This window comes from Streptomyces venezuelae (assembly GCF_008642375.1).
Taxonomy (GTDB): Bacteria; Actinomycetota; Actinomycetes; order Streptomycetales; family Streptomycetaceae; genus Streptomyces; species Streptomyces venezuelae_G.
This window is the reverse complement of record NZ_CP029194.1, coordinates 6145820-6169625: the sequence shown is the minus strand read 5'-3', so window position 1 is coordinate 6169625 and position 23806 is coordinate 6145820. Positions and strand designations below refer to the sequence as shown.

At 74.2% G+C, this 23806-nt stretch carries 22 protein-coding genes and 1 other RNA gene; 11 read left to right on the top strand and 12 right to left on the bottom strand.

Translation table 11 applies throughout. The features are described from left to right. Positions 1–150 precede the first annotated feature (150 nt). From DEJ46_RS28300 to DEJ46_RS28290, 3 genes are all read right to left on the bottom strand, one after another. On the bottom strand, positions 151–1029 hold the full coding sequence (locus tag DEJ46_RS28300) for a 4'-phosphopantetheinyl transferase family protein (RefSeq protein WP_150270819.1): 879 nt from the start codon (positions 1027–1029) through the stop codon (positions 151–153). Then, the gene (locus tag DEJ46_RS28295; protein ID WP_150270817.1) at positions 1026–2807 is read right to left on the bottom strand and encodes an acyl-CoA dehydrogenase; all 1782 of its coding nucleotides are present in this window, start codon (positions 2805–2807) and stop codon (positions 1026–1028) included. Before DEJ46_RS28295 ends, DEJ46_RS28300 begins: the two co-directional genes overlap by 4 nt. 127 nt (positions 2808–2934) lie before the next feature. Next, the gene (locus tag DEJ46_RS28290) at positions 2935–3660 is read right to left on the bottom strand and encodes an alpha/beta fold hydrolase (RefSeq protein WP_150270815.1); all 726 of its coding nucleotides are present in this window, start codon (positions 3658–3660) and stop codon (positions 2935–2937) included. Between the two features lie 283 nt (positions 3661–3943). Between DEJ46_RS28290 and DEJ46_RS28285 the strand changes: the two genes are divergently transcribed. Then, a complete protein-coding gene (locus DEJ46_RS28285) occupies positions 3944–4402 on the top strand; it encodes a DUF6059 family protein (protein WP_150270813.1) in 459 nt (152 codons plus the stop codon). 14 nt (positions 4403–4416) lie between these two features. Here the strand turns inward: DEJ46_RS28285 and DEJ46_RS28280 are convergent, their stop codons facing one another. Next, a complete protein-coding gene (locus DEJ46_RS28280) occupies positions 4417–5658 on the bottom strand; it encodes a histidine kinase (RefSeq protein WP_190622937.1) in 1242 nt (413 codons plus the stop codon). Between the two features lie 354 nt (positions 5659–6012). Here DEJ46_RS28280 and DEJ46_RS28275 point away from each other — a divergent pair, with 354 nt between their 5' ends. The 6 genes from DEJ46_RS28275 to DEJ46_RS28250 all read left to right on the top strand — a co-directional run bounded on the left by DEJ46_RS28275 (position 6013) and on the right by DEJ46_RS28250 (position 11876). Next, a complete protein-coding gene (locus DEJ46_RS28275) occupies positions 6013–6330 on the top strand; it encodes a hypothetical protein (protein ID WP_150270809.1) in 318 nt (105 codons plus the stop codon). Between the two features lie 37 nt (positions 6331–6367). Then, the gene (locus DEJ46_RS28270) at positions 6368–8617 is read left to right on the top strand and encodes a TOMM precursor leader peptide-binding protein (protein WP_150270808.1); all 2250 of its coding nucleotides are present in this window, start codon (positions 6368–6370) and stop codon (positions 8615–8617) included. A 217-nt stretch (positions 8618–8834) separates the two neighbouring features. Then, positions 8835–9440: a DNA-binding response regulator gene (locus tag DEJ46_RS28265; protein WP_150270806.1), complete on the top strand. Its 606-nt coding sequence runs from the start codon at positions 8835–8837 to the stop codon at positions 9438–9440. 165 nt (positions 9441–9605) lie between these two features. Next, positions 9606–10382 carry an AfsR/SARP family transcriptional regulator gene (locus DEJ46_RS28260; protein ID WP_150270804.1) on the top strand — a complete coding sequence of 259 codons (777 nt, stop codon included), beginning with the start codon at positions 9606–9608 and terminating at the stop codon, positions 10380–10382. Positions 10383–10486: 104 nt separating this feature from the next. Beyond that, complete coding sequence (locus DEJ46_RS28255; RefSeq protein WP_150270802.1) at positions 10487–11449, top strand: nucleotide disphospho-sugar-binding domain-containing protein; 963 nt, start codon at positions 10487–10489, stop codon at positions 11447–11449. 169 nt (positions 11450–11618) lie between these two features. Then, complete coding sequence (locus DEJ46_RS28250) at positions 11619–11876, top strand: acyl-CoA carboxylase epsilon subunit (RefSeq protein ID WP_150270800.1); 258 nt, start codon at positions 11619–11621, stop codon at positions 11874–11876. A gap of 125 nt (positions 11877–12001) precedes the next feature. On the opposite strand, the gene DEJ46_RS28245 is transcribed toward DEJ46_RS28250, so the two are convergent. The 3 genes from DEJ46_RS28245 to rnpB all read right to left on the bottom strand — a co-directional run bounded on the left by DEJ46_RS28245 (position 12002) and on the right by rnpB (position 14717). Then, entirely contained in the window at positions 12002–12973 is a 972-nt protein-coding gene (locus DEJ46_RS28245) for an aromatase/cyclase (protein WP_150270798.1), read from the bottom strand. A 25-nt stretch (positions 12974–12998) separates the two neighbouring features. After that, positions 12999–14147 carry an acyltransferase domain-containing protein gene (locus DEJ46_RS28240; protein ID WP_150270797.1) on the bottom strand — a complete coding sequence of 383 codons (1149 nt, stop codon included), beginning with the start codon at positions 14145–14147 and terminating at the stop codon, positions 12999–13001. Between the two features lie 171 nt (positions 14148–14318). Next, an RNA gene (rnpB, locus tag DEJ46_RS28235) (RNase P RNA component class A) lies at positions 14319–14717 on the bottom strand. Between the two features lie 78 nt (positions 14718–14795). On the opposite strand from rnpB, the gene DEJ46_RS28230 reads away from it, so the two are divergent. Together DEJ46_RS28230 and DEJ46_RS28225 are read left to right on the top strand one after the other, a co-directional pair. Continuing rightward, positions 14796–15596, top strand: a complete 801-nt coding sequence (locus DEJ46_RS28230; RefSeq protein ID WP_150270795.1) for a MerR family transcriptional regulator — start codon at positions 14796–14798, stop codon at positions 15594–15596. Next, entirely contained in the window at positions 15593–16444 is an 852-nt protein-coding gene (locus DEJ46_RS28225) for a hypothetical protein (RefSeq protein WP_150270793.1), read from the top strand. Before DEJ46_RS28230 ends, DEJ46_RS28225 begins: the two co-directional genes overlap by 4 nt. Here the strand turns inward: DEJ46_RS28225 and DEJ46_RS28220 are convergent. Further along, positions 16389–17831: an RNB domain-containing ribonuclease gene (locus DEJ46_RS28220; protein ID WP_150270791.1), complete on the bottom strand. Its 1443-nt coding sequence runs from the start codon at positions 17829–17831 to the stop codon at positions 16389–16391. The genes DEJ46_RS28225 and DEJ46_RS28220 overlap by 56 nt on opposite strands. 95 nt (positions 17832–17926) lie before the next feature. On the opposite strand from DEJ46_RS28220, the gene yaaA reads away from it, so the two are divergent. Next, the gene (gene yaaA, locus DEJ46_RS28215) at positions 17927–18694 is read left to right on the top strand and encodes a peroxide stress protein YaaA (protein WP_150270789.1); all 768 of its coding nucleotides are present in this window, start codon (positions 17927–17929) and stop codon (positions 18692–18694) included. Between the two features lie 61 nt (positions 18695–18755). Next, complete coding sequence (gene eda, locus DEJ46_RS28210) at positions 18756–19388, top strand: bifunctional 4-hydroxy-2-oxoglutarate aldolase/2-dehydro-3-deoxy-phosphogluconate aldolase (RefSeq protein WP_150270788.1); 633 nt, start codon at positions 18756–18758, stop codon at positions 19386–19388. A gap of 14 nt (positions 19389–19402) precedes the next feature. Here eda and DEJ46_RS28205 read toward each other — a convergent pair whose 3' ends face one another. The 4 genes from DEJ46_RS28205 to DEJ46_RS28190 all read right to left on the bottom strand — a co-directional run bounded on the left by DEJ46_RS28205 (position 19403) and on the right by DEJ46_RS28190 (position 23734). Beyond that, positions 19403–20959 carry a bifunctional RNase H/acid phosphatase gene (locus tag DEJ46_RS28205; RefSeq protein ID WP_150270786.1) on the bottom strand — a complete coding sequence of 519 codons (1557 nt, stop codon included), beginning with the start codon at positions 20957–20959 and terminating at the stop codon, positions 19403–19405. Further along, positions 20959–21702 carry a zinc ribbon domain-containing protein gene (locus DEJ46_RS28200; protein WP_190623276.1) on the bottom strand — a complete coding sequence of 248 codons (744 nt, stop codon included), beginning with the start codon at positions 21700–21702 and terminating at the stop codon, positions 20959–20961. Before DEJ46_RS28200 ends, DEJ46_RS28205 begins: the two co-directional genes overlap by 1 nt. Continuing rightward, positions 21699–22532: a Nif3-like dinuclear metal center hexameric protein gene (locus DEJ46_RS28195; protein ID WP_150270785.1), complete on the bottom strand. Its 834-nt coding sequence runs from the start codon at positions 22530–22532 to the stop codon at positions 21699–21701. The genes DEJ46_RS28200 and DEJ46_RS28195 overlap by 4 nt, the downstream gene beginning before the upstream one ends. 164 nt (positions 22533–22696) lie before the next feature. Further along, a complete protein-coding gene (locus tag DEJ46_RS28190; RefSeq protein ID WP_150270783.1) occupies positions 22697–23734 on the bottom strand; it encodes an ABC transporter substrate-binding protein in 1038 nt (345 codons plus the stop codon). Between the last annotated feature and the right edge of the window lie 72 nt (positions 23735–23806).

Here is a 23806-nt window from a genome sequence, read left to right as displayed (position 1 = left end):
CGATCGGGGGCGGGGCAGCGAGCTTGTGGCCTACTGCCCCGTCCCGGGCGCCTGCGGTGTGAAACCTCCTCGGATCCCGAGGGGGCCCCACCGGCTCCTCTACCTTGGCGGGGGTGACTCGACGGCCCCTTGAGTGCAGGTAGATCCAGGTCAGGCGGGCCTGGACCGCTTGATGGCGGCCAGGATCTGGCGGTTCAGGGCGGTGCTGGCCCGGGTGTCGGGCCGGCCGGAGCGCCGGGTGTCCTGGAGGGCGACGGCGGCGACGTGGCCCCCGGGCACCGGGCACGTGGCGAACCGCCAGGTGTGGTCCTCGACGAGCGTCCCGTCGGCGCGTTCGAGCCGTGCGTGGCCCGTACGGCCGCCCTCGCCGTCCTCCATGCGGAAGCCGAACTCGGCGAAGGGGAAGCGCAGTCCCTGCCCCAGCGCCTTGCTGTAGGCCTCCTTCAGCGTCCACAGGCTGAGGAGCTGCCCGTTGCGCTCCGCCTCGGGGGCGCGGGCGATCCTCTTGCGTTCCGGTTCGGTGCACATCAGCCGCTCGACGTCCTGGCCGCTGAGCCGGCGGCCGGCCGGCTCGGTGTCGATGCCGACGACGCCGAGGGAGGTGATGCCGCAGAGGAGCAGGTCGGCGGTGTGGCTGAGGCTCACGTCGATCTGGTCGTAGCCCCGGAGGTGGACGCGGCCGTTGAGCCCGTACCGCAGCTCCAGGGCGTACGGTTCCGTGCCCAGGGCGACGGCGGCGGTGTGCCGGATGAGCATGCGGGTGGCGAGGAACCGTTCCCTCAGATGGACGCCCGCGAGTTTGCTGTACCGCTCCCAGTCCCGCCCGAGGAGCTCCTTGCGCTCCTCCTCGGGCGGCAGTTGGGCGCGCCACTCGTCGAGCGAGGCGTGCACCATGCCGAAGCCGGAGCTCTCCAGATCACGCAGCAGATGCGCCCAGGGCCCGGCCGGGCCGCCGACACGGCTCGGCTCCGGCGGGAAGACCCGGTCGGGCGCGGGCGGGAAGCCCCTGTCGGGCGCGGCTGTGCTCATCCCGCGAGTCCGGTGCGCAGCAGGTCGAGGCTCTGCGGGACGCGGACCCGCGCCAGGACCTCCTCGCAGGTGAGGGCCTCGATCTCGCGGGGCAGCGGTGGTACGGAACGGCCGATGCGGCGCAGCAGCCGGTGCAGGGCGAGGACGAGCCAGGTCGGTTCGTCGAGGAACTCGTCGGGGCCGACGCCGGCGTTGAGCCAGACGCCGACGCAGGCCGAGGCGGCGAGCAGCAGCGCGTACCGCTCGCTGAGGGGGAAGGTGCGCGTGTCGAACAGCAGCCCGTCCTCACCGCCGTCGCCGGTGAGCGCGGCGGCCTCCCGGCGGATCTCGGCGGCTTCCTCGCACAGCCCGGCCACGAGGCCGGTGAGCAGGTCGGCGTGCGGGAGGCCGGTGAGCGCGAGGGGCAGCCGCCCGGCGGCGTGCCCGAGGTAGTCGAGGAGCCGGTCGTCGCCGCCGAAGCCGGAGAGCTTCTCGCCGTCGAGCGGCGGCAGCGGCACCTCGAGCCGGAACAGGTCGGCGGGGGTGGTGGCGGCGTCCGGGTCGACGAACGCGAGGGCCGGCAGGTAGGGCGCGATGACCGACTGGCAGATCGCGCTGCTGACGTGCCCGAAGGTGATGGTGGAGAGGTCGCGCAGCTGCTTGCGGAAAACGGCGTCGTGCCCGCTCTCCGCGTGGAACGCGTCGCCCATCACCGCCGACAGGTCGTAGAGCGCCTCGCCGACGATCTTCGGGACGATGTACTTGGTGACCGCCGCGAGGACGTCGCACTGCTCGGGCAGCAGGTGCGTGGAGCGGGCGGCCGTCAGGGACAGGCAGTCCGCGATCAGCAGGTCCGCGAAGGTACCGGCGATCGCGGAGCGCGCCGAGGCGTCGCCCACCACGCCCTGGCTGCCGAAGTCGCGTTCCTGGGCGGCGCGCACGGCGGACCGCAGGGCCGTGTCGGCGAGGCCGATGGCCATCGACGGGAAGGCCGCGTGCACGGCCGGGTAGGCGCGCAGGCTGAGCGCCACTCCGTCGCCCCAGGTGCCGACGAGGGACTCGCCGGGCAGCGGGCAGTCGAGGAACTCGAGGCCGGCGGCCTGGACCCCGCGGACGCCGGTCGTACGGTGCCGGGGCAGCGCGCGCACCCGCGAGGGCGGCACCGAGGCCGGGTCGAACATGAGGATCGAGTAGTCGGTGGCGCCGTCGCCGGTGGAGACGAAGCCGACGATCAGCTCGGCGGTGTGGGCGTTGTTGATGGCGCCCTTGCTGCCGTTGAGCCGCAGCATCCCGTCCTCGGCCCAGGCGGCGGTGAACTCCTGGGCGTGGAACTCGCTCTCGTGCTCGAAGCGCTGGCAGGCCACGCCCACCATGCCGCCGCGCAGGACGACGTTGGCCATCCGGGAGCGCTGGCGGGCGTCCCCGTTGAGCCACACCATCTGCGCGCCGAGGAAGGGCGTGAAGCCGTGGCTGAAGGCGAGGGCCGGGTCGCGGCGGAAGAAGGGCCGCATGACGAGGCCGAGCAGGTCGACACCGGCCATCTTGCCGCCGAGCTCCGCCGGCACCATCTCGGCCGGCATGCCGAGGTTCTGGAACCGTCGGATGCCGATGACGGAGCTCTCCCCCGAGTCGTCGGCGGCGAGGACGGCGGCGAGGCCGACGGGGTTGTCTGGGCTCCAGGGGTCGCCGAGACCGTCTTCGATCTCGGCGAGGCGGGAGCGGGCACGCGTCAGCCGGTCGGGCTGCCACTGCGGATCGGCACCGAGTGCGGCGGCGATCAGTTCATCGGGTTCGTACATGGTCACCCCAGGGCGTCAGAGGGGGCATCGGCGGACAATCCCTCGCACCATGTCGAAAGACGCTGGAGACAGCCTTGACCGGGAGTCGACCCGTTGCGTGGCCCCTGGGGGTTCGGCGGACGGAATGTCAGCGCGCGGGCGGCCCACCCGCTCTCCGCACGCCGTCGACCAGCCAGCGGTGGACGGCCCCGCCGCGCGGCGACGTCCCGCCGGTCGCGCCGAAGGCGTGGAACACCGAGCGCTCCAGGGTCAGTTTCAGCAGGGCCAGGTCCTGGGGGGCGGTGAGCGGGTCGTCGGGGGCGTGACCGACCCACACCTGGCCCCGGATCTCGTACAGCTGCTCGGGGAGCAGCGCCATGCCCTTCAGGAGGTACGGGAGCTGCTCACCGCCCGCCGCCCCGGTGGCGGCCACCAGCGCGTCGACCGTCGCCGGGGGCAGGTCGAGGATCCGGCCCGGTTCCTCGAAGAGGCGGGAGACCGGGGCGCCGACGAGATGGACGGAGGCGATCCGGTGGTCGGTCGCGGCGGCGGCGAGCGCCTGGCGTCCGCCGAGGTCGAAGCCGATCACACGGGCGCGCCGGGTGTCGGCGGTGCGGGCGTGGCGGTCGATCAGCCGGGAGACGGAGGCCGCGGTGCACTCGGCGCACTGCACGGGCCGGGGCAGGCGCGCGGCGACCACCGCGTGGCCGTGGGCCACGAGCCGGCAGAGGAGCCGGGTGCACTCCGGGCCCCCGCCCAGAGCCCCGCCGACGACGAGCACCAGCGGCCTCCCGGGATCCGAACCGCCGCTCCACCAGACCGGGTCGGGACCGCTCGCGGGCACCGGCCCCCGGCGGATGTCGCGCACGGCCATCCCTCACTCCTCTCGGCGGCCACGGCCTGGCATCGGCCTGACAGCGGCCTGTGCGAGGTGTCCGGTCGGCACACGGCAGGACAACCCTGGGGGCATGCTGACATCGGCCGCTCGAATATCGTCGGAGCCCTCGGGCACTCCCTCTGAAGCGTGCCGCCCCGAGGCCGTTCCACCCGCGTTCGAGCCGGACGTGAGCGGCCGGGACGACGCTCCGGGCAGGGCGGCGGCCCGTGGGAACCCCCGACCCCGGCCGCCGCCCACCGACGGAGACGGAGGTCGAGCGGTGCACGGAGTGCTGAACCACGCCCTGCGGCACGTGATTCTGATGGCCCGGGGCTGCTACCGGGCCCTGGTGGCCTTCGGATCCCTCTGGCTGCCGCTGCCCGAGGACCAGCTGCGGCGGATCCTGTACGGGCAGACCGAGGAGCACGCTCCCGGGACCGAGGACCACAGCCCGGAAACCGGACCCGGGCCCGGCACGACGGCCACGGCCGTCGCCACCGCCCCGACCCCGCCCACGCCCGCCGGCCCGTACCGGGACTCGACCGGGAACCCGGCCGGGCACGGGGCCACCGGTCCCGCCGCGGCCAGGACCCCCGCGAGGAGGGCGACCGGGAGGACGGCCGGCTCGCTGAGCCGCACGCCGCCGGGCCCGCCGCCCGGACACCCGGAGCGGCTCTGCGTCGAGGTGCCGCTCAGCGAGCTGGAGAAGGGGCTGGCCCGGCAGTTGAAGGGCGTCTGACGCCCCCTCCCGGGTCAGGCGCTGCGCCGGGACTCCAGGGTGGGTCGCTCGGCCGCCGAGGGCTCGTCGGGACGGACCGCCCGGGGATCCTCCGTCAGGAGGGCTAAACCGTCCTTCACGGCGGCCGCGTCGGCCGGGACCGCGACCACGAGCCGGAAGGTGGTGCCCCCGGGGTCCACCCCGCTGCGCAGCCGGCCGCCCACGGCGGCGGCCCTGGCCGCCAGGTTGGTGAGCCCCGTCCCGGTGCTGTCGGAGGCGACGAGCCCCCGCTGCCCCACCCCGTCGTTGACGATCTCCAGCCGGCAGAACCCCTTGCGCTCGGGGTCCTCGCCCGCCGTGACGGAGCAGTTCCGGGGCTGGCTGTGCCGGAGGACGTTGGTGACGCCCTCCCGCAGCACGGTCGCCAGGATCGTGTTCGCGATCGACGAGAGCCCCGCGCACTCCACCTCGATCTCGGCCCTGATGCCGGCCGCCTTGAGCACCGACCCGGCGGACTCGGCCTCGACGAGGAGCGACATGTCCCGGTAGCCGCGGGCCACTTCGCGGACGTCGGCCAGGGCCTGCCGGGAGATGACGAGAACCTCGGTGACCTCCTCGCAGGCGCGCTGCGGGTTGCTGACGATCAGCCGCTGGATCAGCTCGTTCTTCAGCGTGATGGAGGAGAGGCTGTAGCCGAGCAGGTCGTGCAGGTCCCGGGCGAACCGGAGCCGCTCCCTGGCGACGGCCATGCGGGCGAGCTCGCCGCGCGAGTCGTGGATGGCGGTGGCCAGCATCGCGAGCCGGGCCATGGAGTACAGGACCAGGCCGGTGAGGGCGGTCGAGACGCCCATGTAGGCGATGTCGACGGGCCGCAGCTGTTCGGTCGTCGAGATGGCCATGACGCCGATGACGGTGAGTCCGTAGAGCACCCAGCCCAGGACCGGCGACAGCCGGAGAAGGAACGATCCGGCAAGGAAGCCCGCCATGCCTCCCCAGTGCCATCCGAAGAGGGCGAAGGGGACGAAGGTGACGAGCGCCTGGAGGATCAGGGACCAGGGATGGAGCCGCTGCCTGAGGAGCACGAGATGCGGTGCGAAGTGCACGTACTGGAGAGCGGCGAGCACCGGCGGAATGGCGAGGCAGGCGGCCAGCTCCGGCGTCCCCGGCGCGGCTTCGAGGACGTTGACCGCCTGCATCAGCAGATAGCCGAGGAAGACCACGACGACCAGGACATTGGCGATCCGGGGAGCGGGAGCGGCTGAACTGATGGCCGACAACTCCCTTTTACCACTGGCCCGTTCTGTGGCACATGGCCGCAGCGCGGTGAGTCTCAGGCGAGAGGTGCCCTGTGCTGTCATCGGATCCAGCCCCCCTGTCGGCCCCTCCCCCGGGGCCACCCATGGCCGGATCATAACCACACGGATCCGCTTCATGTCGCTGCGTGCCCGGATTATGGGCGTCCGGATGTCCGAATGACGGTCGGATCCGCCAACAGAAGCGAATTGTCACCGTGGTGAAAATCTCATGTCGGTGAGGGTGAAGCGATCACTTGTGGAGAAGTCGCGAAGTTTCGTCTACTCCTATCGAGCCTCACACGGCCCTCACCAACCGCTGACATCACGGGAGTTGCCATGAACCAGTCTGTCGCCACGGCCCTTGAGATCGGCTCGATCGAGCAGGAGCTGGCCTTCGCCGAGCTCATGCTCCACACCTTCGTGGACCCGGCCTTCGCCGCCCGCTACGCCAGCGACCCGGACGCCGTCCTGAAGGAGTCCGGCATCGACCTCGAGGAAGGTGCCACCGCCCCGGTCATCCCGGCCACCACCGGGCTCGGCGCCGTCACCGAGGAGTACGCCGCGATAGCCCCCGACGGCACCACCCTGCTCACCCTCTGCATCCGCGCCATGCCCGCCTCCGTCCTGGCTCCGCTGCCCTTCGCCGGTCACTGATTCCGTACGTCCGACACGTAAGGGGAGGGGCACACGCATGCGCATGGGGTTCAAGGAGCATCTGCGGGCCGAAGTCGTGCCCGGCGAAGCGACGTACGTCATCTCCGAACGAGGCATCACCGCCTTCGACGACGCGCGGGTCGCGGTCGTCGCTCCGCTCCTCGACGGCACCAGGGACTTCCGGTCCCTCGTCGCCGACGCCTCTCCCCACTGCTCGCCCCGGGACGTGGCCCTGGCGGTCGGCCGTCTCAACGAGGCCGACCTCCTGACCCGCGACCCGGTGCCCGCGAACCCCACGGCGGCGGCCGCCGCCGCCTACTGGGAACTGGCCGGCGCGCCGGGCCCGTTATCCCTCTCGACCGTCCGGGTCCGGGCGGTCGGCGGCGCCGACGCCCGGTCCGCCGAACAGGCCTGCACGGCGTCCGGCCTGCTCGTGGCGGACGGTACGGACGGCGCGGACGGAAGGCAGGGCGGGGACGGAAGGCAGGGCGGGGACGGCATCGGCGGCCGTGTCCCCGCCCAGCTCACCCTCGTCGTCTGCGACAACTACCTCGACCCCGGGCTCGCCGAGGTCGACGCGGAGCAGCGCGCGGCGGGCACGCCCTGGCTGCTCGCGAAACCGCACGGCACCACCCCCTGGATCGGCCCGCTGTTCCGGCCCGACGACGGCCCCTGCTGGCAGTGCCTGTCCCACCGGATCTCGGGCCACCGCGGCGCCGAGACCCATCTGAGCCGCGCGCTCGGCCGGCCGGTCGCGCATCCGCCGGCCGAGACGCCCGCGAGTCTCCTCCTCGGCAATCAGCTCGCCGTCGCCGAATGTGTCAAGTGGCTGGGCGGGCACCGCCATCCCGGGCAGGACGGCGTCCTCACCTTCGACACCATCAGCCTCACCACCCGGGTGCACCCGCTGCGGGCCCGCCCGCAGTGCCCGGGGTGCGGCGACCCCGGCCTGGTGACGCGCCGGGTCCTCTCCCCCGTCACCGTGGACTCCCGCCCCAAGGCCGATCTCACCGGCTCGGGCCACCGCTCCGCCACCGCCGAGCAGACCCTGCGGCGGTACGAGCACCTCATCAGCCCCGTCACCGGCGTCGTCAAGGCCGTGCAGCGCGACGCCCGCGGCCCCGCCGGCCTCAACTCCTTCCGCGCCGGGCACAACCACGCCCGGGGGCCGCGCGGCCTGACCGGTCCCGCCTCGCAGCTGCGCAGCGAGAGCGGCGGCAAGGGCATGACCGAGCTCGACGCCCGGGTCGGCGCCCTGTGCGAGTCCCTGGAGCGGCACTCCGGGATGTACGAGGGCGACGAGCCGACGGTCCGGGCCAGCTGGCGCGAGGTCGCGGACCGGGCCGTCCACCCCGCCGCCTGCCAGCTGTACGACCCCCGCCAGGGCATGGAGCCCTTCGACGAGGAGGCGCCCGTCGACTGGACCCCGGTCTGGTCGCTGACCCGCGGCGAACACCGGCTGCTGCCCACCGCGCTGCTCTACTTCGACGCCCCTCGCCAGCCCGGCCTCGGCCACGTCCGGGCCGACTCGAACGGCAACGCCGCCGGCAGCAGCCGGGAGGACGCGATCGTCCAGGGCTTCCTGGAGCTGGTCGAGCGGGACGCGGTCGCCCTCTGGTGGTACAACCGCACCCGGCACCCCGCCGTCGACCTCGACGCCTTCGACGAGCCCTGGATCGGCCGGATGCGGGCGCTGCACGCCTCGCTCGGCCGCGAGGTGTGGGTCCTCGACGTGACCGCCGACTTCGGCGTCCCGACCTTCGCCGCCGTCACCCGGCGCACCGACAAGCCCGCCGAGGACATCCTGTTCGGGTTCGGCGCGCACTTCGACCCGAAGGTCGCGCTGTGCCGCGCGCTCGCCGAGGCGAACCAGATGATGCCGGCCGTCGCCGAGGTCCGGGCCGACGGCACCGGCTACGGCTGCCAGGACGAGCGGCTGCTGAGCTGGTGGCGGACGGCCACCACCGCGGACCACCCCTACCTGCTGCCGGATCCCGGGGCCCCGTTGCACGGCCCCGCCGACTTCGCGTACGCACCCCGCGCCGACCTCCGCGACGACGTCGCCGCGATCGGGGCGGCGGTCCGCGAGCGCGGCATGGAGCTGCTCGTCCTGGACCAGACCCGGCCCGACGTCGGACTCCCGGTGGTCAAGGTGATCGTGCCCGGCATGCGCCACTTCTGGGACCGCTTCGCGCCCGGCCGGCTCTTCGATGTGCCCGTCGCCCTCGGCAGACTGGCCGCCCCGACCCCGTACGAGGCGCTGAACCCGGTCCCCCTGTTCCTCTGAGACGGACCGGCCGGCTACTCGCCGGTACGTCCTGAAGATCGTGTGAACCCTCGATGACGACGGAGGCGGCCGTGGAGCGGCCGATGAGCGGCCGCCTCCGTCCTTGCAGGAATCCGGCCGTCCCACCCCCGCGCGGCGATCAAAAATAGCCAGTACGCTCCATCCCCGTCGACAGAGTCGACCGAGTCAACGGAGTCCACGGGGGGTGGAACGAAGCTTGATCAGAATTCTGATCGCCGAGGACATGCGCATGCTGCGCCGTGCGCTGGTGGAACTGATTTCCCTGGAGCCCGACATCGAGGTCGTCGCCGAGCTGGAGACCGGCAGCGAGATCGTGGCACGCGTCGAGGAGTTGCAGCCGGACGTGGCGATCCTCGACATCGAACTGCCCGGTGTCGACGGCATCGCGGCGGCCGAGGCCCTGCACCGGCGGGGCGCCGCGGCCCGGGTGCTGATCCTCACCAGCCTGGGCAGGCCCGGAAATCTGCGCCGGGCCCTGGACGCGCAGGTGCGCGGCTTCCTCCTGAAGGACGCGGAGCCCGGCCGGCTCGCCGAGGCGATCCGCGCCATCGCCAAGGGCGAGCGCGTCTTCGACCCGCAGCTGATGCTCGCCGCGCTCGGCGCCGCCGAGTCCCCGCTGACCCCGCGCGAGGCGGATGTCCTGCGGCTCGCGGCCGACGGCGACGACGTCGACGAGATCGCCGCCGCGCTGTACCTCTCGTCCGGCACCGTCCGGAACTACCTCACCGCGGTCGTCTACAAGCTCGGCGCCCGCAACCGCGTGGACGCCATCCGCATCGCGCAGACCTCCGGCTGGCTGTGAGCCCCTCACCGGGTCCGTGAGCCGGGCCGGGACACGTCGTGGACAGGGACCGTGAATCCGTCACGGTCCGACCGTGAGCGGTTCATCCCCGGCCCGTTCCGATCTCACTGGTCCACCGTCACGGGGGCGTGCGACGGTGGAATCCACGACCAGGAGGAGGCATCGATGAAGATCGACATGCTGGGCCCGTTCTCCGCTGCCCTCGCCGGCGTACCGATCGCCCCGAGCGCGGGGAAGCCCCGCCGGATCCTGGCGCTGCTCGCCCTCCACGCCGGCCAGGCCGTGCCGGTCTCCGCCGTCGTCGACGAGGTGTGGGGGGCGGACGCCTCCCCCAAGGCGCACATGACGGTCCAGACGTACGTGCTCCAGCTCCGCACCCTCATCGGCCAGGCGCTCGGCGACCCGCGCGCCGGCCGGGACGTCCTCGTGACCCGGCACGGGAGCTACGCGCTCCTCGCCGGCGAGGGCGCGGTCGACGTCCACGCCTACGACCGGCTGTGCGCCCAGGGGCAGTCGGCCTTCGAGACCGGTGACGACGCGACCGCCGCCGCCCGGCTCCGGGAGGCCCTCGCCCTGTGGAAGGGACGCGCGCTCGACGGCGTCCAGGGCGGCCCCGCCCTCGGCCTGGAGGCGATGCGCCTGGAGCAGAGCCGCACCGACGTGCTGGAGCGGTGCCTGACCGCCGAGTTGCGGCTCGGCGCCGGGGAGCGGCTGCTGCCCGAGCTGTCCGCGCTGGTCGAGGAGCACCCGCACCACGAGGCGCTGCACGGACTCCTGATGACCGCGCTGGCCCGCTCGGGCCGGGTGTCGGGCGCTCTCAGCGTGTACGAGACGGTCACGGCCCGCCTCGACGAGCGCTTCGGACTGCTCCCCTCGCCCGACCTCCTGCGCCTCGGCCGGGAGTTGCGGGAGCTCGCCGGACAGGCCTCCCACCACGGCTGACGCAGCGACTCCACCGTCCCCCTAACGAGGCTGGACCGCCTGGGGGTCCCCTGTTCGGCACGAGCGTGCGCACCAAGCGCACTGCGCGGCCGGAAGGGGAACCCATGCGCGTCCTGTTCACCGCGCGGCAATCCGTTTCGCATCTGCTCGCGATGACGGCCGCCGCACAGGCCTGCGCGGCCGCCGGTCATGAGGTCCGCACCGCCGGGCCGCCCGGCACCCCGCTCTCCTCGGCGCTGCGCGGCACGTCCTCGCCCGGACCCGGCTGGCGCCCCGATCTGGTGGTGTCGGCGGAGGACGGCACGCAGGAGACCGGCGCCCGTGCGGCGTTCCCCGACGGGCGGGTCGTGCGGTGGACGCCGCTCGACCACCGGAGCGCCGACGGACCGGCGCCGGTCCGCATCGACCCCTGCCCGCCGGGGCTGCGCGGCGGGCCCGGGTCCGGCGCCGAGCCGGACGCCCTGTCCGTACGCCAGCCCACCTGCCACGCCGGACAGTTGCCGTACGAGCTGCGCGAGCCGCACCACCTGCTGCGGGTGTGTCTGCGTCCCGGCCCGGCCGGCTCACCGGAGAGCTGGACGCCCGAGCGGCTGCTCCTCGTCGCCCGCGCCGCGCTCGGCCTCGACGTCGAGGTGATCGTCCTCCTCCCCGCCGCCGAACGGGCCCGGGTCGTCGGCGCCCTGGGCTTCCTCGGCGGGCCCGGCTCCCCGCTCCGGTTCGCGGAACCGGAGCTGCTCGGCCCGGTCCTGTCGACCTGTGTGGCCGTCGCCCACGAGGGCGGCCCCGACGTGACCCTGGAGGCCGCGGCCCACGGCGTCACCCAACTGGTGCTCGCCGACAGCCGCCCGGCGGGCGACCGGCTGGACCGGATCGGCGCCGGACGCCGGCTCGTCGCCGCCGAGGAGCCCCGGGAGACCGGGAGTTCGCTGCGGCTGCGCCGCCATCTCGCCGACCTGCTCTACGGCGGACGGGCCCTGGCGACCGCCCAGCGGCTGCGCTCCGCGATCGCCGCCCTGCCCTCGCCGGAGGCCTTCGCCGGCGGCCTGGAGGACCTCGCCGCCCGCTGAGTGCCGGTGCCGGACGGGCCGTGGAGGCCGCCCGGCCCCGCCCCGTACACCCGCCGTCCTTCCCGACCGCGTGCACCTCGCGGGGCCGCCCGTCCCGCACACCGCCCTACCGCCCACCCATCGTGTATCCGCCCGAGGGGCCCGCCCCTCCCCGCAGGAGGCCACCGCCATGAGCGTCACGTCGACCCCGTTCCCGCTTCCGCCGCACCCCGCCGACTCCACCGCCACGCCGGTCCGTCCCCTGCGGATCCTGAGCGGCAATCCCACCCCTGAGGAGGTCGCCGCCGTGACCGCCGCCCTGCTGGCGACGCTGCACCGCGAGCCGCCGCGCGCGGCGAGCGCCAGGACCGACCGCACGGCGCGCTGGAGCAGGTCGCACAGCTCGCAGGCGGCGGGTTCCTGGCGCTCGGTGCCCCGGGGCCGCTGACCGCGCGGCCGGCCGTCCTCCCCCACACGCCGTACGCGCCGTACGGGATGCCCTCGCATCCCGTGCGGCGCGTACGGCGTGTACGGCCCGTACGAAGCCCCTGCCGCCCGGGCGTGACCATCGCGTCACGCCCGGGCGGCTTCGGCGTACGCCTTGGCGTACCGGAGCAGGGTGGAGCTGTTCGTGCCGAGGGCGTGGCGCACCAGGGACCGGGCGTCGGCGAACGTCGCGGCCTCGCCGAGGACCTGCCGGACGCCGGCCGGATCCAGGGTCACGGTGTGCCAGGAGGTGGCCGTGACCTCCTCCCCGTGCTGGACGACGGTCCAGCGCCCGGTGTGGCAGGCCATGACCGCCGGCACCTTGAGCTGCTTGTGGACGAGCAGTCCGCGCTCGGGGAAGCTCACGCGGACGGAACGGGAGTTGTGGAGGGAGCCGTCGGGCCCGCGGGTGTCCATGTCGAGGATCTGGACGCCCCCTTCCTCCTCGGTGAGGCGGGTGACGGCGACGTGCGGCAGCCGCTCGGGCCACCGGTCGGCCCGGTCGAGGAACGCGTACACGTCACGGGCGGAGCCCTGGATCCGCCCGCCGTCGCTGAAGGTGAAGGTCAGCTCGTCCCCCGCGCCGCCCGCGGCGGCGGCCTGCTCGGCGGTGGTGCGCAGGGCACCGAGCTCCGTCAGGCCGGTGGCCTCGACGGCCGCGGCCATCAGCTCGGCGGCCCGGGGGTCGTCGTCCACGACGGAGTAGTCGTGGAGCAGGACCACCCGGCAGCCGCCGGCCGGACCGGCCTCCACACGCCATTCGCCGCCCATCGCGGCCAGCGGCGCCGAAGGGGCGTCCTGACGGAAGGCGATCGTGCGCGCGGTCCGGTCCAGGGTCCGCCGGGAGTTCCAGGAGCGGACCTCGCGGTCGACGAAAACCCAGCTGCGCAGGGCCTGCTCCGTGCCGTCGTCCCGGGTCACCTCGGCGTACACGGTGGGCCCGAACACCTGGGGCCACCGGGTCACGTCCGCGACCAGGGCGAAGACCGCCTCGGGCGGGGCCGCGACGACGGTCTCGTGCCGGGTGACGTGGACGGTCGGGCCGTCGGTGGGGGTCAAGGGGTCTTCCTTCCGGGGACGAGGACTACGCGGCGCCCGCTCTCGCTGTCCATCTCTGGTCCTCTCGCTGCCGTACGGAAGGGGCGGTGGAGCCCTCGGGGCCCCGGGGACCTGCGGGGTTCGCGGGGTTCACAGGATTCGCGGGGGCGGGGGCACGATGCCCGAGCCGATGTCCGCGGTCCCGCAACTTCTGGGCCACGACCGCCAGTTGCCCGACGTCGAGGTGCGAACCCGCCCGTACCGGGGAGAGGGGCACGACGGCCGATCCGTTCCGCGTGACGGCGCGATGGCGGCGGGCGAGCAGGGAGAGTCCCTCCCCGGGGCCCGCCTCGACGAGGAGGAAGGGGCCGCCGCCGACGGGCCCCGCGCTGTCGAGGAGGTGGGTGAGCGCGGCATCGAAGAGGACGGTCCTGGCGGGCTGCATCGCCCAGAACTCCGGGTCGCTCAGCTGCGGTTCGGCGAGCGGGCGCGCGGTGTACCCGGAGACCACGACGGTCCGGGGCTCCTTGAAGTCGATCCGCTCGTACACGGGCCGGGTGCTCGCGCAGGCCGCCTCGACGGAGGGGCTGTGGAAGCCGGTGGTGGCCTTGGCCCGCATCCAGGTCACCGACCCGGCGGTCAGGGCGCCGGTGACGGCGGACAGCTGCGGCTCGGGTCCGGCGATCATCACCTGCAGGGGCGCGTTGACGGCGCCGACGACGACCTGCGAGGTGAGCCAGGGCGTGAGCATCGCCGGGCTGGCGGCCACCGAGGCCATCCCGCCGCGCGGGGCGGTGGCGAGCGCCCGTACGCGGGCGTCGAGCGCGGCCACCGCGTCGGGCAGCTTCATGATCCCGGCGAGGACGGCGGCCGCGTACTCGCCGGCGCTGTGCCCGACGAGCGCGGCGGGACGGACGCCCCAGGAGATCAGGAGGGCGCCGTAGGCGACGTCGAGGGCGAAGATCAGGGGCTGGGCGCGGGTGACGTCGTCGAGGTCGACGAGGGGCCGCTCGGCCAGCCAGTCGTCCCGCACCCGGCGCCCCTCGGCCCCGAGGAGCCCGAGGACCTCGTCGACGACCCGGGTGAAGACGGCTTCGGTGCCGTAGAGGCCGTGCGCCATGCCCGGGTACTGCGAGCCCTGCCCCGGCAGCATGAGGATGACGGGGGTGGGCGGCGGTGTGTCGATGGAGGCCATCGTGGGGATCCCTCTCCTTCTTCACAGCGTCGACTGCTGTGGGGAAGAAGGTCGCGCGGGGCGATAGCGCACCGCTGGAGGGATTCTGAAGCGGAGCCGCCGGTTCTGTCGGAAGCCCACGCGAAAGGGCCCCCGGCCAGTTCTGGCCGGGGGCCCTTCCCCGTCGGCCGACAGACGAGTCGGGCTGTACGCCGGGTTCTGTGCCCCGGGACCTCGCGGTCGTCGGGGCGACGGCCATCCATCTAGGACCGGCGTTGCCGCCGGCCTCCTGCGGTCTACCCGCGGACTCGGGCGAGCAGCCCTCGAACATCCGCGCAGGGACACCGGGGTGTCCCCTCTTGACCTTGCTCCGAGTGGGGTTTACCTAGCCGCCTGAGTCACCTCAGGCGCTGGTGGTCTCTTACACCACCGTTTCACCCTTACCGAGGACCGAGGTCCCCGGCGGTCTGTTTTCTGTGGCACTGTCCCGCGGGTCACCCCGGGTGGCCGTTAGCCACCACCCTGCTCTGTGGAGCCCGGACGTTCCTCGGGAAGATCCGAGGATCTCCACGCGGCCGCCCGCCCGGCTCGTCTGCCGTGCCGACCATGCTACCCGCCGCACCGGAGCTTGCTTGACCTTGCCGCCGCGTCAGGGTTTCTACTGGGGCCATGCGTATCGGCGAGATCGCCGCGCTCGTCGGGGTCACCCCGCGGGCCGTGCGGCACTACCACCAGTCCGGGCTGCTGCCCGAGCCCGCGCGGCGGGCCAACGGGTACCGGGAGTACGGGATCCGGGACGCCGTGCTGCTCGCGCGGATCCGGCGGCTGACCGAGCTGGGGCTCGGGCTCGACGAGGTGCGCGGTGTGCTCGCGGACGACGAGGGGCGGGGGCTCGTGGAGGTGCTGCAGGAGCTGGAGGAGGATCTCGCCCGGCAGGAGGCGGTCATCCGGGAGCGGCGGCAGCGGCTCCGCGCGCTGCTCGGCCGCGCGCGGGACGGGCTGCTGCCCGCCGAGGGGCCCGTCTCGGCGGAGCTCGGCGAGCTCCTGGCGGGGCTCGGCCCGGCGCCCGACTCGCCGATGGCGGCGAAGGACCGCGAGATCCTCGCCCTGCTCGACACCGTCGTCCCGGACGAGGACCGGGCCCGGCTGATCGGGCTGCTGCACGGGACGACGGAGTACGCGCACGAGGTGTACGCGCGGCTCGACGCCCTCGCCGGGGCGGAGCCGGACGACCCGCGGGTGGCCGAGGCCGCCGGGGTGCTCGCCGCCTGCCTGCCGGACGAGGTCGGCATGGAGCTGCCCGCCGAAGGGACGAGCGGGCTCGCGGACGCCTTCTTCGGCGACCTCGCCCCCGCCCAGTCCGCCGCCGTCCGCCTCGCGCTCCGCCTCGTCCGGGACCGGCAGCACCACGACCAGCAGCACCACCACGACCAGCACCAGCACCAGCAGCGACAGGGGGAGGACCGATGAGCGGCTCCGACGACCGGCTTCGTCCCGTCCTGCGCGTGCTGCGGCTCGTCGCGTACGCCGCGCTGCCCGTCGAGGTCGTCCTCGCCGTCTGCCTCGTCGCCGGGGTGCGGATACCCGGAGCCGTCCTCGCCGTCACCGAGGTGGTGACCGTGACCCTCCTGACGGTCACCGGGCTCGTCCTCCTCCGGCTGCGGCGGCGCGGTCTCTCCGCGCGCGAGGCCGTCGCCGAGCTCGTGCCCGAGGCCGTGCTGCGGCTCGTCGGGCACGAGCTGCGGCTGATGACGAGCCTGGTGCGGTGGGCCGCGCGGCGGCCGCACGGGGTCGCCGGCGCGGACGGCGTCTTCCCGCACGCCCGCGACCAGGCCGCGCTCTTCCACGGCTTCGCCTTCGTCTGCCTCGTCGAGACCGTCGGCGTGTCGTATCTGCTCGCCGACTGGCCCGTCGTCCACGCGATCGTCTTCGTCCTCGACGTCTGCACCGTGCTCTTCGTCCTCGGGCTGCACGCGGCCTCCGTGACCCGCCCGCACGTCCTGACCGGTGACGTCCTGCGCCTCCGGCAGGCGGCCCACGTCGACGTCCGCGTACCGCTCGGCCTGATCGCGTCCGTCCGGCGCGAGTCGCTCTTCTCGCACGAGAAGACCGACGGCGAGCTGAACCTCGCCGTCGGCTCGCAGACCTCCCTCACGATCGAGCTGACGGAGCCGGTCGACGCGCCCCGGCTGCTCGGCGCGCCCCGGCCGGTACGGATCGTCCGGGTCCACGCCGACGACCCCAAGGCCCTGGCCGACGCGCTCACGCGGGCGCGAACAGCACCTTCGCCGAGCCCGGGTCCGCCTCCGCGAGCCTGACCCGCAGCCACTCCCCCAGCGGCAGGCGGGAGGTGCCGCCGGCGATGCGGGCGACGACCGCCGGGTCCTCCAGGTGGACGGTGCCTACGGCCGGTTCACGTTCCTTCACGTCGATCACGTACGCGTCGAAGACCTCGCCGACCCGCTCCTTCAGGAGCGCCGCCTCGACGATGTCGACGCTCTCGCGCTCGACGGTGTTGGCGCGGCGGCTGCCCGCCGCCACCTCGTCGGGGAGCCCGGGGAGCGCGGCCCGCACCCACTCGGGCGGTTCGTTCCCCGCGACCGCCGCCACGCACAGCTCGCCCGCGTACCGGTCGACGAGCCGCCGCAGCGGTGCGGTGCAGTGCGTGTACTCGTCGGCGACGGCGGCGTGCACCGCCGGGGTGGGGATGTGGCCGTCGGTGAAGACGGTGTAGCCGGCGCCGCGCAGGAGGGTGGTGCACTCCTGGAGGAAGGCGGCGTGACGCGGGTTCACGGGGTCGGCGGAGCGGACGACGTCCGCGTACGAGACGTGGTGCGGCCAGTCGACGCCGAGGGCCCGCGCGGAGCGGCGCAGCCGGGCGACGGCGCCGTCGGGGGCCGTGGGCAGGGTGCGCAGGATGCCGGTGCCGGCGGCGGTCATGAGGTCGGCGGCGGCCATGCCGGTGAGCAGGGAGATCTGGGCGTTCCAGCCGTCGGCGGGGAGCGGTGCCCGGTAGGCGAGGGAGTAGGTGTGGTCGCTCTCGACGATCTCCTGCTCGGGGACGCTGAGGGAGATCCCGCCGCGCTCGGCTTCGAGGGCCTCGCGGAGCCGCCCGATCTCCCGGAGGAGCGCGAGGGGTTCCTCGGCCGTGCCGGAGTCGATCTGTCGCTGGACGCCCGCGTAGTCGAGCTTGGCGCGGCTGCGGACGAGGGCTCGGCGGACGTCGGTGGCGACCCTGCGCCCCTCGGAGTCGAGGTCGATGCGCCAGAGCAGCGCGGGGCGGGGCTCGCCGGGGAGGAGACTGGCGGCGCCCTCGGAGAGGACGGCGGGGTGGAGGGGGACCTTGCCGTCGGGGAAGTAGAGGGTGAGGACCCGCCGGTGTGCCTCGGCGTCGAGCGCGGAGCCCGGCGTGACGAAGGCCGCGACGTCGGCGATGGCGTAGTGGACGCGGTAGCCGCCGTCGGCCCGCCTGGCCAGGTGCATGGCCTGGTCGAGGTCGGTGGAGGTGGGCGGGTCGATCGTGAGGAACGGCAGGTCGGTGGCGTCGTACGCGGGGAGCCGGGGGTTCTTCGCGGCGGCCTCGGCCTCGGCGAGGACGGCGGGCGGGAAGGCGTCGGGGATCGCGAGCTCGGTACGGAGTGCGCGCAGGGCGGCCCGCAGCGGAGCCTCGGCTGCGCCGGTCACGTGGATGTGGCGGCGTGGCATGGACCGAGCGTATGGCGCGGGAGGGGGCCCGGCACCTCGTACGCTGGTCAGCCGGGGCCGCACCCCCACCCCCGTACGGACGAAGGAGAACCACCGTGCTCGTGCTGTTGCCGCCCTCCGAAGGCAAGGCCTCCTCGGGGCGCGGGGCGCCGCTCAAGCCGGAGGCGCTGTCCCTGCCGGGGCTCGCGGAGGCGCGGGCCGCGGTCCTGGACGAGCTGGTCGAGCTGTGCGCCGCCGACGAGGAGAAGGCGCGTGAGGTCCTCGGGCTGAGCGAGGGCCTGCGCGGCGAGGTCGCGAAGAACGTCGAGCTGCGGACGGCGGGCGCGCGCCCGGCGGGCGAGGTCTACACGGGGGTCCTGTACGACGCGCTGGGTCTGGCGACGCTGGACGCGGCGGCCCGGAAGCGCGCGGGGCGGTCCCTGCTCGTGTTCTCGGGGCTGTGGGGCGCGGTGAAGGTGACGGACCGGATTCCGTCGTACCGCTGCTCGATGGGGGTCAAGCTGCCGGGGCTCGGCGCGCTGGGCGCGCACTGGCGGGGTGCGATGGCGTCGGTGCTGCCGGAGGCGGCCGGGGACGGGCTCGTCCTGGACCTGCGCTCGTCGGCGTACGCGTCGGCGTGGAAGCCGAAGGGCGAGGTGGCGGCGCGGACGGCGACGGTGCGGGTGCTGCACGCGCCGACCCGGAAGGTGGTCAGCCACTTCAACAAGGCGACGAAGGGCCGGATCGTCCGGAGCCTCCTGGAGGCCGGCGCGGAACCGGGCTCGCCGGAGGAGCTGGCCGTGGCGCTGCGGGATCTGGGGTACGTGGTGGAGGAGGGTGGCAAGGCGGGGGCGCTGGACGTGCTGGTGGACGAGATCCACTGACCCGTTGCACCCTGCGCAACGCCCGTTGCGTCTTACGCTCGCCCTGGGCACGATGATGCCCATGACGAGCGTGCTCGACCTTGCCCCGGAAGCCCCTGTCGTCCCCGTGGTGGTGATCGGGGAGACCGCCGACGCCGTCCCCCTGGCCCGCGCCCTCGTCGCCGGCGGCCTCCCGCTGATCGAGGTCACCCTCCGCACCCCCGCCGCGCTCGACGCCGTCCGGGCCATCGCGGCCGAGGTGCCGGGGGCGGTCGTCGGCGCGGGCACGGTGGTCTCCGCCGCCGGCGTCGCGGACGCGGTCGACGCCGGGGCCCGGTTCCTGGTGAGCCCCGGCTGGACCGAGCGGCTCCTCGGCGCGATGCGGGAGTCCGGCGTGCCCTTCCTGCCGGGCGTCGCGACGGCCTCGGAGGTCGTGGCCCTGCTCGAACGCGGCGTGCGGGACATGAAGTTCTTCCCGGCGGAGGCGGCGGGCGGGGTCCCGTACCTGAAGTCCCTCGCGGGCCCGCTCCCGCAGGCCCGCTTCTGCCCGACGGGCGGCGTCTCCCTGGCCTCCGCGCCCGCCTACCTGGCCCTCCCGAACGTCGGCTGCGTCGGCGGTACGTGGATGCTGCCGCCCGAGGCTCTCGCGACCCGCGACTGGACCCGGATCGAGGCCCTCGCCCGCGGCGCGGCGGCGCTCCGGGCCCGCCCTTGAGCAGGTCGGCCCCTTCAGCGCAGGTGCGAGGTGTCGTTGAGGAGTCGTACGGACGCGTTGCCGTCGGCGTAGTACGCCACCGCCGAGATCGAGGCCGCGGACAGCTCCATCCGGAACAGCGACTCCGGCGGGGCGCCGAGTGCGAGCCTGACCAGGGTCTTGATCGGGGTGACGTGGGTGACGAGGAGGACGGTGCGGCCCGCGTGGGCGGCGGTGAGCCGGTCCCTGGTCGCGGCGACGCGCCGGGCGACGGCCGCGAAGCTCTCGCCCCCGCCGGTCGGCGCGGCCTTCGGGGAGGCCAGCCAGGCGTCCAGGTCGTCCGGGTACCGCTCGCGGACCTCACCGAAGGTCAGGCCCTCCCAGGCGCCGAAGTCGGTCTCGCGCAGCCCGCGCTCGACCTGGACGTCGAGCCCGAGGCGGGCGGCGACGGCTGCGGCGGTCTGGCGGCAGCGGGTGAGGGGCGAGCTGACGATCTCCTGGATCGTGCCGCGCGCGGCGAGCGCCGCGGCGACGGCCTCGGCCTGGCGCAGCCCGGCCGCCGACAGCTCGGGGTCGGTGCCGCCGCTGCCCGAGAACCGCTTCTCGGGCGTGAGCGCGGTCTCGCCGTGCCGCAGCAGGACGAACGTCGCCGGCGCCCCCATGTCGGGCCCGGTCCAGCCCTGCTGGGGCGCGGCGGAGGCGGGGGCGGCCTGCGCCGCGGCGGCGGGAGCGATGGTGCCGCCCTCGGACGGGACGGACGCGGCGGTGGGTGCCCCGGCAGGTCCGGGCGGGGCAGACGGCGCGTGGGCACGCGCGGCGCGGCCCGTCGGCGAGTTCGCGGCCGCCTCGGCCTCGAAGTCGCCGGTCGCCTCCGCGTGCGCCGACTCGTGCGACGCGGCCGAGGCGAGGGCGGCGCGCGCCTGGGCCGCGAGAGCCTCGTCGTGGGCGAACAGGCCGTCCTCGGCCTGCCCGGCGGAACCGGACGCCCCGGCCCCGGAGGTCCCTGCCCCTGCGGACGCCGGCGTCCCGCCCGCTCGCGGCGCCAGGGCCGCGCGGGCTCGCGCCGCGCCCGCGGCGGCGTCGCCGGGCGGGCCCGACGGCGGCAGGGCCGCGGCGTTGCGCGCGGCGACGGTGTCCAGCGCGGCCGTCGAGCCGGACGGCTCCCACTGGCGGCCCTGCTTGCCCGCGTCCATCGCCTCGTTGGCGAGCCGGTCCGCGTGCTTGTTCAGCTCGCGCGGGATCCACTCGTAGCGGACCCGGCCCGCCGGGAAGATCCGGCCCGCCTCGGCCGCCAGCGGCTTCATGTCCGGGTGCTTGATCTTCCAGCGGCCGGACATCTGCTCGACGACCAGCTTGGAGTCCATGCGGACGTGGACGGTGGCGTCCGGGAAGAGCGCCCGGGCCGCCGTGAGCCCCGCCACCAGGCCCTTGTACTCGGCGACGTTGTTCGTCGCCACGCCGATGTACTCGGCCGCCTCCGCGAGCGTCTCGCCCGTCACCGGGTCCAGGACGACGGCCCCGTAACCGGCGGGCCCCGGGTTGCCCCGGGAGCCGCCGTCCGCCTCGACGATCAGCTCGCGTGCCGTGGTCATTACAGGCCGGACTCCGAGGTGCGGACCAGGATCCGGCGGCAGTTCTCGCAGCGCACGACGGCGTCACGGGCCGCGGCGCGGACCTCGTTGAGCTCGGTGATGTTGAGCTCGATGTGGCAGCCCTCGCACTTGCGCTGGTAGAGCCGCGCCGCGCCGACCCCGCCCTGCTGCTCGCGCAGCTTCTCGTACAGCTTGAGCAGGTCGGCCGGGACGGAGCCCGCGACGAGCTCGCGCTCCTTGGTGACGGAGGCGGACTCGGCGTCCAGCTCGGCCTGGGCGGCGTCGCGCCGGGCGGTCGCGTCGTCGGTCTTGCCCTGGACGGCGGAGACCCGCTCGGTCAGCTCGGCGACGCGCTCCTGGGCGGACTCGCGGCGCTCCATGACCTCGAGGACGATCTCCTCGAGGTCGCCCTGACGCTTGGAGAGGGAGACGATCTCGCGCTGGAGGTTCTCCAGGTCCTTCGGGGAGGACACGGCGCCGGAGTCGAGCCGCTGCTGGTCGCGCTGGGCGCGCTGGCGGACCTGGTCGACGTCCTGCTCGGCCTTGGTCTGCTCGCGGCCGCAGTCGCTCTCCTCGGTCTGCGCGGCGACGAGCAGGTCGCGCAGCTGCGTGAGGTCCTTGGTCAGCGACTCGATCTCGGCGTGCTCGGGGAGCGACTTGCGCTTGTGGGCGAGCTGCTGGAGTCGTACGTCCAGGCCCTGGACGTCGAGGAGGCGGATCTGGTCGGCGGGCGCGGCGTTCAGTTGGGGGCTCCAGGGGAGGTGTGGTGGAAGGACCAGGGGTCGGTGACCGTCTTCGAGACGTGGACGCGGAGGTCCCAGCCGTGGCGGTCGGAAATCTCGTCGAGCTGGGCGGCGGCCTGCTCGCACCAGGGCCACTCGGTGGCCCAGTGGGCGGCGTCGACCAGACCCAGCGGCCCGGCCGACCGTGCCGCGTGCTGGGTGGCCTCGGAGACCGGGTGGTGGCGCAGGTCGGCGGTGAGGAAGGCGTCCACACCCGCGTCCCGTACGGCGTCGAAGAGGCCGTCGCCGGAGCCGCCGCTGACGGCGACGCGGCGCAGGATCATGTCGGGGTCGCCGGCGACCCGGATGCCCTGCGCGGTGGCGGGCAGCCGCTTCGCGGCGCGGGCCGCGAACTCGGCGAGGGTCTCGGGGTGGTCGAGCTCGCAGATCCGGCCCAGGTTGTTCTCGGGCACGAGGGGGCCGGTGACCCGGAGGTCGAGCGCGCCGGCGAGGGCGTCGGAGACGCCGGGGTCGGCGGTGTCGGCGTTGGTGTGCGCGACGTGGAGGGCGATGTCGTGCTTGATGAGGTCGTGCACGACGCGGCCCTTGAAGTGGCCGGCCGCGACCGTCGTCGTACCGCGCAGGTAGAGCGGGTGGTGGGTGACGAGCAGGTCGGCGCCGAGGGCGATCGCCTCGTCGGCGATCTCCTGGACGGGGTCGACGGCGAAGAGGACGCGGCCGACCTCGGCGTCGGGGTCGCCGCAGACGGTCCCGACGGCGTCCCACGACTCGGCTCGCTCTGGCGGCCAGAGAGCGTCGAGCGCGGCGATGACTTCAGACAGACGGGGCACGGAGGAAAGGCTACCTGGCCGCCTTGTGCGCCTAAACCGGCGCCGCTTTCGCGGAGGTGGCCGGGCGCCGTCGGGGTTGCTCAATGGGTGGCTGCCGCGGTCTCGGGCAGGAGGGCGGGAGCGCGCCTCGTGACCCGTGTCGCGGCACGAGGCGCTCCCGTCGGCTACTTCTTGACGAGGTAGCCGCGCAGGTCGTCGAGGACGCTGTTCGCCGCGGTCACGCCGAGGCCGAGGTACCAGGTCTCGTCCGGGACGTCCTTGGCCTGGCCGGACTTGACCGCCGTCAGGTTCTTCCAGAGCGGGTTGGTCTGGGCGGCGTCCTTCTTGGTGGCCTTGGCGTCGCCGTAGACGCCGGTGAAGATCCAGTCCGCGTCGGCGTCGTCGATCTTCTCCGGGCTGATCTCGGCGGCCAGCTCGTCGATCCGCTGGTTCTCGGGCCGCGGCAGGCCGGTGTCCTCGAGGATGGTGCCGATGAAGGACGCCTTGGCGTAGAGGCGGATCTTGCCGGGGAGGTAGCGGACCATCGAGACGGTCGGCTTGTCCGTACCGATGTCCGTGCCGAGCTGCTTCGCCTTCGCCTCGTAGGCGGAGAGCTTCGTCTTCGCCTCGGCGGTCCTGTCGAGCGCGGCGGCGTTGAGGAGGTAGTTCTCCTTCCAGGTGAAGCCCGGGCGGATGGAGAAGACGGTCGGCGCGATCTTCGACAGCTCGTCGTACTTGTCGGCGGCGCGGAGCTGGCTGCCGAGGATGAGGTCGGGCTGGAGGTTGGCGATGGCCTCCAGGTTGAGGTTGTTGATGGTGCCGACGGACTTCGGGGCGCCGGCGTCCTTCTTGAGGTAGCCGGGGATGCCGTCGTCACCCTCGGAGGGGGCGTAGCCGACGGGCTGGACACCGAGGGAGACGACGTTGTCGAGCTCGCCGACGTCGAGGACGACGACCCGCTTGGGGGCGGCCTTCAGCTCGGTCGTGCCGAGGGCGTGGGTGAGCGTGCGCGGGAACTGGCCGGGCTTCGCGTCCGTACCCATGGCCGCGGTCTTGGCGGCGGCGTCGCCGAAGTCCTTGCCGCCGGTGGCGACGTCCTTCTTCTTGGTCGCGTCCTGCTTCGCGGAGGTGTCGGACCCTCCGTCCCCTCCTCCGCAGGCCGCGAGGGAGAGCGCGGCGGCGAGGGCGACGGCGGCGGCGGTGCCGCGACGGCGGAAGGACATGAGAAGGCTCCTGTACGTGGCTCTGTACGGGGATACGGGCGCGTCCACACCGGAGCCACAGGCTCCGCTTAG